An 8,839-nucleotide genomic window follows, 5' to 3' on the forward strand; every position below is an offset into this window, starting at 1 on the left:
TAAGCTTCTCAGCGCCGATGGTACTGCATGGGTGACTGTGTGGGAGAGTAGGTCGCCGCCGAATTCTTTTTTATATATGCCTTCATCCTTTACTGGGTGAGGGCATTTTTTTTTGCGTATTTTTAAGAAATTACCGGAAGAAAAGGAGCGAGCACGGAAGTTAATCTTTTCAGCGCGGGTGGTCTGAACGGGGTTTCGACTGTGGGGGTCCCAGTCGCCGCCGAATTTATTTTTATAAATGCCTTCATCCTTTATTGGGTGAGGGCATCATTTTTTGGTGTTTATCTTTTATTCAAATTCTGCGGTTGTTTGGTTTCCTTTTTTTCGCAGCCAATCCGAGGCCTCTCGGTTTTTCGGATTAATTGCCAGGGCCTGCCGATATTCTTCCTCGGCTCGATAATCTATGCCGAGTTTATGGTAGACATCACCCGCCCGGAGTCTTAATTCAGCCTGCTCTGGCAGGTATTCAATCCCCTGACGAAGAAAGGCCAGGGCTTGTTCATACTGTTTGTTTTTTACAAAAAAATTATACGGGGTGAGAAAAAAAACAGGGAGAATTTCTTTCTCTCTGTCTAGCTGTAACATGGCTTGCCGATAGTAATGGCCAGCCATTTCAATATCGTTCAGTTCCGCAAGATACGATGCAAAAAAAAGGTACGGTTGGACCCGATGAGGCAGAATCTGTTCGATAGCGGATATGTCCAAATTGTAAATTTGAGTTATGGCAATGAACTCTGGAAGCCGATCAGGTTCAAGAGCAAGAGCGTTACGCAGTTGGGCCAGGCCTTCAACAATCCTGCCGGTTTGCAGTAAACGAGCGGCTTGTGCTTTATAGGCCTGGGCATTATGGGGATTGGAGTTAATTGAAGCTGTAAGCAGCATTTGTCCAGCTTCGGGATTTATGCTTTCCAGGTACAACCCTGTGCGCAGCAGGTAATCGGCATTGGTAGGATTGAGGCGTAAGGCCTTGATGTAGTAGGTGCGTGCATTGTCAAAATTATTCAGAAAAGATTCAATCCCGGCTCTTGCAAAGGGGTACTCTGCATCCAGGGGAGCGGCAGTCATGGCCTGGGTTATTTGTTGACGCCAGGCAATAAGCCGATCGGGGGGGATCCTGTGGTTCAGGTAGGTGTCTGCAAGAGGTCGAAAGTGGATATGGGCTTTGGCCTGTCCAAGGTTGAACAGCAAGGCTCCGACACAGATCAGGGCTACCGGAGTGCCAAGTCGGATTAAAGGCGCTGGTTGGTGGTCAAGATAGGTTTTGCGTGTTCTCCCATAACGGCGAGTAGTGGCTGTTGATACCAGCAGGCCGCAGAGAAAAAAGAAATAGAGGCCGTTGGCGCCGTTATGCATGTTGAAATCAGTGACACTGTGCAGCAGCAGGGCGATGATGCCGCAGCAGACTCCGTAAAAAATGAGGAGGCTGAACGAATCCTGCCTGATGCGGATCCGTTGCCATGCAGCGCGGAAAATTGCAAACAGAAACCATCCAGCAAGCAGGAGACCGATAATGCCGCCATCAGTAAGCAGCTCAATATAGTCGTTATGAGCATGATCAGGAAGACTATGGTCTGTGAAAAAATTCCGATAGCGTGGAAAGAGATGAACATAGGTTCCGAAACCGGCGCCAAAAAGAGGGAAATCCCGAATAATCGGCAGTGAATCCTTCCAGATCAGAAAGCGTGGATCAAAGATTACCCCGGCATTCAGTATATTTCCAAAACGATTAAGAATCGGTTGCCAACCGAACCAGGCCACGGCCAATACCACTGACAAGCCGGCTGCCATGGCAAATATCATTTTCCGCTGCAGGAGACCCAATCCGGAAAGGAACAGGACAAGGAAAATAAGCGCAATGCTGGCACTGATTATCCCGCCCCGTGAAAGACTGACAAAAAGGGATACAACCATGAGCAGGCAACTGAAGCCGAGGAGGATATGAAGATTGGCATGGGGCAGATTGAAAATAGAAAGTATTTTTTCACGCCATGACATTGCATAGTGGATTCTTGGCCGGTAATGGAGAAAAAAAGCAAGATTAAGCGGCAGCAGCATTTCAATGAATCCGGCAAAATGGTTACGATAGATCCAGGGCCCGGTTGGTATGACATTACCAGGCGCAGGTCGGAACCAGAAGATCAGGTTCTCGGCAGTAAATTTCTGGAGAATGGCAAAAAAGGAGATTGTCCCGGCCAGGCCAAGCACCAAGAGCAGGGTTCTGCGCAAGCGGCTGTATTCGGAAAGGAGTTGCACAGTCAATATATAGAAGCAGCCGTATGCGAAAAAGCGAAAGAATTCAGCAACCGTGGCATTAACATTGATGGAAAGAGGCAGAAAAATATTGCCGCCGGCCAGATCGATCACCGGCTTGTATACCCTGTGGGCGGCAGGGGAAAGAACCTTGATCAGCAGAGCGGGCAGGGGCACGGTTTGCAATGCAAGAAAACTTAGAAAGCAGACCAGGGGTAACAGTCCGGGAACGGTATACCATTTTTGCCGGCTGTTGCAGCTCAGGAGCAGAAAGAGGAGGGCGAGGGGTGCCAGTAACTCCATGACCGTCAGTGACCAGGGTTCGACGGTGCCAAAGGCAAGAGGGCAGAAAAACAGGATAAAAACAAAGAGCCGGAACGAAACGGAGTGCACTGTCAACCTCCGAAGTCCGGTAAATTTTCGCCTTGTATAACGGCGGCGGGATGATCACTTACGAGTTTTTCAGCTGCTGCCTTGCCGATGATTTTTGCCGCTATTTTTCTGGCTTTGGAAAGGCAGGGCTTTCGGAAGTCCGGAGAATGGGTATCGGTGGCAATAAAGTGAGCCGCGCCAAGGCGCAGCAGGTAATGAGCGCATTGCTGAATCTGCGATCCGAAACCACCGGTTACGCTTTCTGCGGTGATCTGGGCGAAAACCCCGGGAACCAGGAGCTTGATGAGCAGACCAGGATCGCGAATCACCGCGGGATTACGTTCAGGGTGTGCAATAATGGGCAAAAAGCCTTGAAGTTGTAGTTGATAGAGCCATTCGGCGGCTGAGTCGGGAAGGTGGGTGTGCGGAAATTCGACCAGGAGATAGGGGCCTTTATGGAGGCAAAATCCAGCAGGGGTATTCATTGAAGAAGAAAAGGCAATCTCGCCGCCTGCCAGCACGGAAATATTGATTTTTTCTTTATACAGCAGGTCATTGAAGGCGGCGACCTGTGTCTTAACCAATGAAGGAGTAATTTTTGTATCCATGTGGATATGTGGGGTGGCGATTATGATTTTTATGCCGTCCCTGGCCGCCATGTCGGCTATCATCAGAGCGTCTGCCTTATCGCTTGGACCGTCATCCAGCCCGGGAAGGATATGGGCGTGGATATCAATCATGATGCGACGATTCCACAGAGTTTTGTTCATCCTTGCCGTAAGCGTAATAACCTTGATAATAATAGTAGCCGTGGCCCTTGTCAGGTTTCATTCCGTTCAGGACCACCCCAAGGAGTTGCGCCTTGACGTTGTTAAACATTTTTGCAGTGTGGTGCAATTGTTCCCAGGTCGTTTTCCCTGCTCTGACCACCAGGATCGTGCCGTCTACCAGTGAGCTTAGAATCTGGCTGTCGGTCACGCCCATCACCGGCGGAGAATCAAAAAGGACGAAATCGTATTGGGCTTTCATTTCATTGAGCAATTGCCGCATGCGGCCGGAGGTCATTAATTCGGAAGGATTCGGAGGAATCGGTCCCGAGGGAATGATATGGAAATTTTGACCGGGGGCCGCAATAATCGGGGCCTCATCACAGGTGCCGGTGAGATAATTGCTGAGGCCCATTGAATTGGGAATCTCGTATATTTTATGCAGTCTGGGCTTGCGCATATCGCAGTCGATGATCAGAACGGAGCTATTGGTCAGGGCCAGAATGCTTGCGAAATTGGCTACCGTGGTAGTTTTACCTTCTCCGGGAGAGCCGCTGCAGAAAAGTATGCTTTTAGGGGGATGGTCCGCAGAGGAAAGGAGAACCTGGGAGCGGATGGAACGGTAATTTTCAGCAAGTTGGCTTTTGGGGTCATTACGAACCAGGGTCTCGATGGGCTGATTTTTGGTATCATGCTTATTGATAACTCCCAGAATAGGAAGATTGGTGCGAAGCTCCACTTCTTCCGGTGATTTTATGGTGTTGTCCAGATTTTCGAGTAAAAAGGCAATGAAAATTCCTCCCAGAATTCCCAGCATTAAAGCCAGGGACATTATGAGCATTTTGCGTGGTTTGGACGGAGTGATTGGGAGTTCAGCTTTTTTCACCACCCAGAGATTAATTGTCTGGGTCTGGGTACTGGCACCCTGTTCCTTGGTTCGAGTTATGAGCGCATTATAAAGAACCCGGTTGGTGTCGATATCCCGCTTCAGGATATCATGCTGGGTGAAACGCTCCTTCAGGTTCAGCAGTTCCTGTTTGGTACTGGTCAGCAGGGCTTGAATGTTTTTTTCGCGGGAAAGCGATAAATCATAATCGTTTTTCGTGGTTCTGATGATTTTCTGTATTTCGTTTTTCTTTTCCTGTAAGAGAAGTTGTCGTTCACTGATGGCCTTGATCATAAGGGGGTGCTTGGGGCCGTATTTCTTTGAGAGTTCGGAAATGTGCTGTTCGATTTTAAGGGACTGGTCCTGCAGTGATTGCAGGGTTTTATTGGCGGCAAGGAGCGGGATGGCCTCAAGGGCGGATAAGTTGTCACCGGCCCCCTGGATCTGGTTGTACACTTCTTCAAGTTCGCGCCGGGCGACCTGAGCTCTGGAAAGTTCCCGGCTGAATTCATCCAGCCTTTGAGGCAGGATGGTTATTTTATTCTCTAAGGTTACAATATCGTGCTCACGGGTATACAGTTGCAGCTTCCGTTCTGATTCTTCGAGTTTTTTCTGCTCTTCCTCGGCTTTGCTGGCCATCCACTTAATAGCGTAATTGCTCGAATTCATTTTGATTTCAAGCATTTCATTCATATAGGCATCGGCCAGGGCATTGGCGACCAGTTGGGCAAGGAAGGGATTTTCATCAAGGTAAGTGATGGTGACGATTTTGGTGTTGCGCAGGGGGGTGGCGGTTAACCTGTTTTGGATCATGGCGGTGATGGTGTCAGAATCGCTGGGAGTTTGAGCATCATCAAAGGGGTTGGTGATTTTGCTGCTGCTCATGGCAGGCATGATTGATTGAATCGTTTCTTTGATCCATGATATCAGGAATTTCCTGAATGACGGACTGTCTTGCTGAATAAAGAAATGACGGTATCTGGTATCGAGGCCAAGTTTTTTTACGACCCTGCCGACAACATTAGGACTCTGAATGATACTGACCTGGGTTCCAAGAAAGTCTGGTTCATAAGGAAGAGATTCTTTCCCCTGGACTGCCGTGTCCAAGTTGCGTTCAATAAGCATCTGGACACTTGCCATATAGTAGGGAGTGGCGGTCAGGGTGCCCAAGAGGCCGATGGCCATGGTAATGAAGATAAAAGTCATCATCACGCCCTTGCGTTTTCTGAAAACCTGAACGATATCGCGCAGACTGATTTCTTCTTCTAGAATGTGTTCTTCCGGGGGAGGGGTCATGGATTATCGATTAAAAAAAATAAGGTTATTGGGGCATCAATCAGAACAGACTGTTTTCTGGCTCTGATCAGAAGAGTGGTGCGCATCGCAAAAGATCAGAAAAAACTTTCCTGTACCACAATGACATCATCCGGGAGTACCCGGGTATCCAGCTTGACATCGTTGAGTTCGGTTTTTTCTCCGCCGGTGATTCGGATGATTCGAATTTTGCCTTTTGCTGCCTTGCCGGTAAAACCTGCGGCCAGGGTGATGGCCTTCAGCACTGTAGTGTCATCGTCGATCTTGTATGCATTGGGGCTTTTTACTTCACCGGTGACATAACACATCCCAGCCCTTTGAATATATACATTATCCTTGTTGTTGATCTGGATGTTCTGGGAGATATCTCCGTTCTTCATCAGAGCCTCTAGATTAATTGTGAGAATGCTGGTTTTATCCGAAATCCCGGCGCGTTTGATGGTGACAATGTTGCCTGCGCCTTCAGTGGTCCCGCCAGCCTGGGAAATCAATTCAAGCAAGGTTGTGGAACCGCTCAACTCATATAATCCCGGTTTATGGACCATGCCGAGGATCACCGCCTTATTGCTGCCATACTCCTCAATGAAAACATTGACCTGCGGGTTAACGATGTAGTCGTCGGCAAGTAAACCTGCCAACTTGTTTGAAACCTGAGAAATGTTCAATCCGCCTACGTCAACATAGCCGATTAGTGGCATCTGGATCTGGCCACTGCCGTTAACCCGAACGGTGGTCTGAAGATCCGGGTGATCGTAAACACTGATTTTCAGTACATCATCCTGGCCTACCGTATAATCCCCGGCGTGCAGCGGTTCGGAAGGCAGGATCAGCAGGAAAAAAAGCAATGCTGCCAGGAGAGGGTGGGGATAATGTGACTGAAAAAAATATCTGCGCATCGACTTACTCATTGTATAAATTATAAGGTTGCAGACTACAAAGGATAATGCTTAGCGCGGAGCAGTCGTATTCCGTGAATTAGTGGATTACATGGATTCCGGAGGTTATAACCCGGCATTCAAACGGAGATAGAAGGTATTGGTCTTGTAGTCGAAGGCAGTTACATCCGAGTCGCGTTCCGTGTGACTAAACTCTGCCTCGGCCTGCAACCACTTTGTGAAGGTATAACGAAAAACAGGGGTAATGGAGAAAACGTCATCGGACCTGCCGATTCCGGCATTGCCTTCAAAATCCGTCCTGGTGTAGCCGAGGTAAAGGATGGAATCGATTTTTTCAGTAAAATTTTTATTGACGGACAGCTGTACGGTAGTGTCGGTGGAATAGGCAGAGGTGGAAATCGTCGACTCATTCAATTTATGGGAGGCCAGGAATTGGATTCCGGTCTTGGCCGTAAAATCGTGTTCAACGGTTATTTCCATCACCGCACCTGTCTTGCTGGGGGCGAGAGGATTGTCGCTTGAACGATCAATGTAGCCTACTTTTCCCTTGAAGCTGGTCTTTTCTGCGCTACGCCATTTCAGGCCGGCGTAAATATAATTCTGATCACTGTCCTGGGTGGTATTGGTTTCATAGGATACAGCAATGTTTTCGTACTGAATGAAAAGAGAGGTCTTCGGGGAGTAATTATAAAAGAAATATGCGCCATAAGAGCTGTCTTCTCGGTTTTTTCCTTTGCTGATCTCCAGGTCGTAATCAAGATAAAATTGACTGTATTCAGCGCGGATGCTGAATTTTTCAGTAAAATCATATTGCAGGATTGTCCCGTAGAGATTGTTTGTATATTTCTCGATCTCCGTGGAGTCACCGGTGCCCATTGGATCTTCAGAGTCGGTGTATTTGCCGAACACATCAAAGGAAAGGCTCCCTGGCAGATTAGCCTGCAAAGATGCCTCTGCTGCCTGTTTGGTAGTGTCCCGTTCTGAGTGTGAACTGTATTCTTCGATTGTGGCGGCATACAGGGCATAGGCCTGGAACCGGCTGAAGGTCTCCTGCTTGTCAACTTCCTGGAACCGGCCGCCCGGGGAAGTGTTGGAAGTGTTGAGATTGAGGAAAATATCATGTTTCGGGGTTGTTGTTACCCATATCCCGGGCGAATAGATGGTGCTCCAGTCGTCGATGGTGTCGTCTTTAGTGTTGGTGATATTGTCCGAGTTCTTTGCGCCGATGGACAGGAACGGATGAATGTAGCCGCTTCGGGCGGAAAAAATATCATTTGTCTCAAGGTCGGTGTCTTTTTTGTCCTGATCGTCATCAGCTGCAAACAAAGGGGTGCAGAACATCGTCAGGATCAATATCGTTATAGCGCTTATAATCTGTTTCATTTTAATTAGCCGGAGTGGAGTAGTTGTATACTATTTAAGTTAGATTTTATTAATGATTCGTAAAAAGCATAGGAAGCGAAGCAAGCGGCAGATGAACCACCGGTCTTCTTCACACTCATATTTTAAAATGTAGAGGGACTGGTAAATGGTTCGGGAGGCCTGGAATTTACCCTGTTGAGCTGTCCTGCGACTGCAGCCGGGATTATCGACGGACGGGACGACGGCCTGGAGGGTTCGGGGGCCAAGGTTGGGGATTCCATCGTGGTATCACCTTCTGGGCGATTCAGCAGGCTGGCATACTGTCTGGAGGCAGAGACGATGTCTGTGGCCAACACTCCTTGGGCATAAGCGGCATTAATAACTTCCTCCTTACTTGCGCCGGCTTGAAAAAGTGCCAACAAGACAGTTTCTGGGGACATTCCTTTAATACTCAGGGCGGCTGCAATAATGCCCTCCAGGCTTTTTCCCTCGGAAAGGGCGAGGGGAATAGCTCGTTGCAGTCCTTTTTGTTCAACAGCCGCGACGAATTCCCGGTCGGTCATGGCTATGGCTGAAGTTGCGCATACGACAGCGACAAAGGTCAAAATCCAGGCAAGCAATATGATGCGGGTCAGATTGTTCATATAAAAACCATTTTTCTGTTAGAATTGAAGATGGAATATCTGCTGTTCTTAATCCTGATAAACCATTTCTACTTTTATCTTGAATGAAATGCAATATTTTTTGACGGAGAAACAGAATCTTGGCCAATTCTGACTCAAGTCATCAAAGGTACAGCCAAAGACCTTTTGGACGCGGTTAATCAAAGTCGAAGATGCACAAATTAGAGAATGGGCAATCCGGCCTCCTTCCAGGCGGTAACACCACCCAGAAGTGCTTTGGTATTTGTGAAACCCTGTTCGGCAAATTTTACTGCCTGACCGGCAGCGCTTCCCTCCGCAGGTCAGGCGCAGTAGAAGATGATTTCCTTA

At 48.2% G+C, this 8,839-nt stretch carries 6 protein-coding genes; all 6 read right to left on the reverse strand.

Translation table 11 applies throughout. The annotated features are described in order from the left end of the window. Nucleotides 1-288 precede the first annotated feature (288 nt). The 6 genes from KKE17_13495 to KKE17_13520 all read right to left on the reverse strand — a co-directional run bounded on the left by KKE17_13495 (nt 289) and on the right by KKE17_13520 (nt 8,491). Nucleotides 289-2,643, reverse strand: a complete 2,355-nt coding sequence (locus tag KKE17_13495) for an O-antigen ligase family protein (GenBank protein MBU1711011.1) — start codon at nt 2,641-2,643, stop codon at nt 289-291. Nucleotides 2,644-2,645: 2 nt separating this feature from the next. Continuing rightward, nucleotides 2,646-3,362, reverse strand: a complete 717-nt coding sequence (locus tag KKE17_13500; protein MBU1711012.1) for a tyrosine protein phosphatase — start codon at nt 3,360-3,362, stop codon at nt 2,646-2,648. Further along, nucleotides 3,355-5,571: a polysaccharide biosynthesis tyrosine autokinase gene (locus KKE17_13505; protein ID MBU1711013.1), complete on the reverse strand. Its 2,217-nt coding sequence runs from the start codon at nt 5,569-5,571 to the stop codon at nt 3,355-3,357. The genes KKE17_13500 and KKE17_13505 overlap by 8 nt, the downstream gene beginning before the upstream one ends. 95 nt (nt 5,572-5,666) lie before the next feature. After that, nucleotides 5,667-6,485, reverse strand: a complete 819-nt coding sequence (locus KKE17_13510) for an SLBB domain-containing protein (GenBank protein MBU1711014.1) — start codon at nt 6,483-6,485, stop codon at nt 5,667-5,669. Between the two features lie 105 nt (nt 6,486-6,590). Continuing rightward, on the reverse strand, nt 6,591-7,868 hold the full coding sequence (locus tag KKE17_13515; protein MBU1711015.1) for an outer membrane beta-barrel protein: 1,278 nt from the start codon (nt 7,866-7,868) through the stop codon (nt 6,591-6,593). 122 nt (nt 7,869-7,990) lie between these two features. Then, complete coding sequence (locus tag KKE17_13520) at nt 7,991-8,491, reverse strand: hypothetical protein (protein ID MBU1711016.1); 501 nt, start codon at nt 8,489-8,491, stop codon at nt 7,991-7,993. Nucleotides 8,492-8,839 lie beyond the last annotated feature (348 nt).

The organism is Pseudomonadota bacterium, from assembly GCA_018823135.1.
GTDB lineage: Bacteria > Desulfobacterota > Desulfobulbia > Desulfobulbales > CALZHT01 > JAHJJF01.

Excerpts from the sequence above, each read along its gene's own strand:
- KKE17_13500 (MBU1711012.1), bottom strand. The coding sequence starts at position 3,362 with ATGATTGATATCCACGCCCATATCCTTCCCGGGCTGGATGACGGTCCA.
- KKE17_13505 (MBU1711013.1), bottom strand. The coding sequence starts at position 5,571 with ATGACCCCTCCCCCGGAAGAACACATTCTAGAAGAAGAAATCAGTCTG.
- KKE17_13510 (MBU1711014.1), bottom strand. The coding sequence starts at position 6,485 with ATGCGCAGATATTTTTTTCAGTCACATTATCCCCACCCTCTCCTGGCA.
- KKE17_13515 (MBU1711015.1), bottom strand. The coding sequence starts at position 7,868 with ATGAAACAGATTATAAGCGCTATAACGATATTGATCCTGACGATGTTC.
- KKE17_13520 (MBU1711016.1), bottom strand. The coding sequence starts at position 8,491 with ATGAACAATCTGACCCGCATCATATTGCTTGCCTGGATTTTGACCTTT.